Annotated in this window: 2 protein-coding genes; one reads left to right on the top strand and one right to left on the bottom strand. The window is 68.6% G+C overall.

Annotated elements, in window-relative coordinates; genetic code table 11:
- Window positions 1-965 (bottom strand): DUF2029 domain-containing protein (locus tag FJY88_13835; GenBank protein MBM3288407.1); only part of this gene is annotated, 965 nt, incomplete at its 3' end.
- Here FJY88_13835 and FJY88_13830 point away from each other — a divergent pair.
- A partial coding sequence (locus tag FJY88_13830; GenBank protein MBM3288406.1) for a hypothetical protein occupies window positions 747-2,100 on the top strand: 1,354 nt, incomplete at its 3' end. The two genes, FJY88_13835 and FJY88_13830, sit on opposite strands and share 219 nt — an antisense overlap.

Below are 2,100 nucleotides of genomic sequence, written 5' to 3'. Positions count from 1 at the left end.
GCGAGAGCGACCATCTTCCATCGCCGGCAGGCGAGGGCGAGGAGGATAAGCAACACCGTGGCATACTTGGATGCCGCGCCGACCACGATCGCGATCGCCCCACGCATGGTCTGCGACCGGGCGATCCCCAGGATCGTCACCGCAACCGAGAGGGCGACGAGGGCCGAGATGTTGCCCGTGCGCACGACGCGATAGGAGAGAGGGGAGGCCGCTACGATCAAGATCAGGAGTCCTCGAAGGCGCGAGGGTCGCCCAGCCACGATCTCTGCGAGAGCGCCGGACAGAAAGGCCACACCCCACACGCAGGCTAGCATCAGCACGATCCAGACGCGAAAGGCCCACTCGTACCCGAGGAGACTCAGCGGCACGAAGACCAGAGCCCAGGGCGGCGGGTGGATGAAGCGGTTCACATCGCCCACACCGTGCCGCCTTGCCAGGTCGGCGTAGACCGGGTGCATCGTGGAATAGGCCTGCCAGCCCGCGTTGGCCTTCGCGTCTGGGTGGGGGATCGGATAGAGGGAGTTCCACTCCCCGAGGCGCGCGATCAGTCCCCCCATGTAGTACTGGCCGAAGTCACGTGTTCCGGGCGGACGAATGAAGACCGACGCCAGGATGAGGAGCATCCATCCGGCGGCGAGCGCCGAGCAGAGACGATTGAATCTGGCCACGGCCCGAGCGGAACCATCGAGATCCATATTTCCGATGCCTCCGGCCTTCGCGGAGTCTAGCATCCTCTTCCGAGTCGCATGCGAGGGGGAAGGAGGCCGATGACCGATCCGACCCGGGCGTCTGGCTCCGTGAGGGGAGGCTTGTTTCTGAGCCGTCCGCTCCCGGCATTGCTTCCGCTCGCCATGCTGTCCGCCGGCTGGATCCTCTTCGCCCTTCGCATCGTTCCCTGGTTCCGAGACCAGGTCGCCCAGACCCTGCTTGGCGGCGGCGATCTGAAAGGGTTGGGGGGGCTCCATCCGCCTCCCGTCATCCTCGGTTCGCTCCTGACCGCCTGCCTTCTTCTCCTCGCGGGACTCCTTCTGTGCATCGTCCTGATGGTCCGCCGAGGCGGCCTCGCGCAACTCGTCGACCGCCTCCTCTCCCGCGACGCGCCGCTCGCCGCGGCCGTGATCCTCGCCACCGGAGTTCTCACGATCGCCCTCCTCTCGCGCGGCTACCCCTCGCTCGGAGACGCGAGGACGCACATCGCCCGCGGCTGGCTCTGGCTCGAGTCCCTTCGATCGGGCGCCTATCCGATCTGGACCGACCTCTGGTACGGCGGATACCCCGCGGATCAGAACTACCCTCCGCTCGCGCACATGCTGCAAGGGACGATCGGGCTGCTCGGAGCCGATCCGGTGGCGGCGGCGAAGATTCTCGCATGGCTCTGCCGGATGGCCGGCGCGGCCGGCTTCGCCCTCCTATGCTCGCGCCTCCACCGGGACGGGCGGGCCGGTCTCCTGGGCGGGTTGATCTACGCCCTCGCCCCGACCGCCCACGCCTCATGGGTCTGGGAAGGGCGGTTGCCCGGCCTGCTGCTGCTGGCGATCCTTCCGTGGGCGCTTCTCGCCGCGGAGAGGCTCGCGACCGGCGCGGGGTCGATCCGCGCGGGCGCTCTCCTCGCGTTGGCCGGAGGAGGGCTCGTCCTCGCGCACGCGGGCCAAGCGCGCGTGGCGATCGTTCTGGTCTCCCTTCTCTTCCTGTTGCGGATAGTCCCCACGCTCTCGGCCCACGGCCTCCGCTCCGTCCCGCGCGCCGGCATCGCGATCGGCCTGATCGGCGGCGCCGCGATCGCTGCCGGATTCGCTGTTCCCATGCTGCGCGACGCTCCTCTGCTCAACGAGCCGATCCCCGCGGGATTCATCGGCCTCCGCTACCGGCTTCCCGATCCCCGCACGCTGCTCGAGCTGCTTCAATGGAAGCCGACGGGGAAGTTCTACATCGGCCTCTCCACGGGCATCCTGGCCCTTGTGGGGATTGTTCGCGCGATCGCGGATCGCCGCCGCCGACGCCACGCCGGGAACGAGGTCGGTGGCCATCCCATCGGCCCCGTCGCTCTTCTGCTGCTCGTCCTCGTTCAGCTCGGCCTGACCGACCCTGTCTGGCGCGGCC

The organism is Candidatus Eisenbacteria bacterium, assembly GCA_016867495.1.
Taxonomy (GTDB): domain Bacteria; phylum Eisenbacteria; class RBG-16-71-46; order CAIMUX01; family VGJL01; genus VGJL01.
Note: the sequence above shows the minus strand (reverse complement) of the source record. Positions and strands in the feature narration are given on the sequence as shown.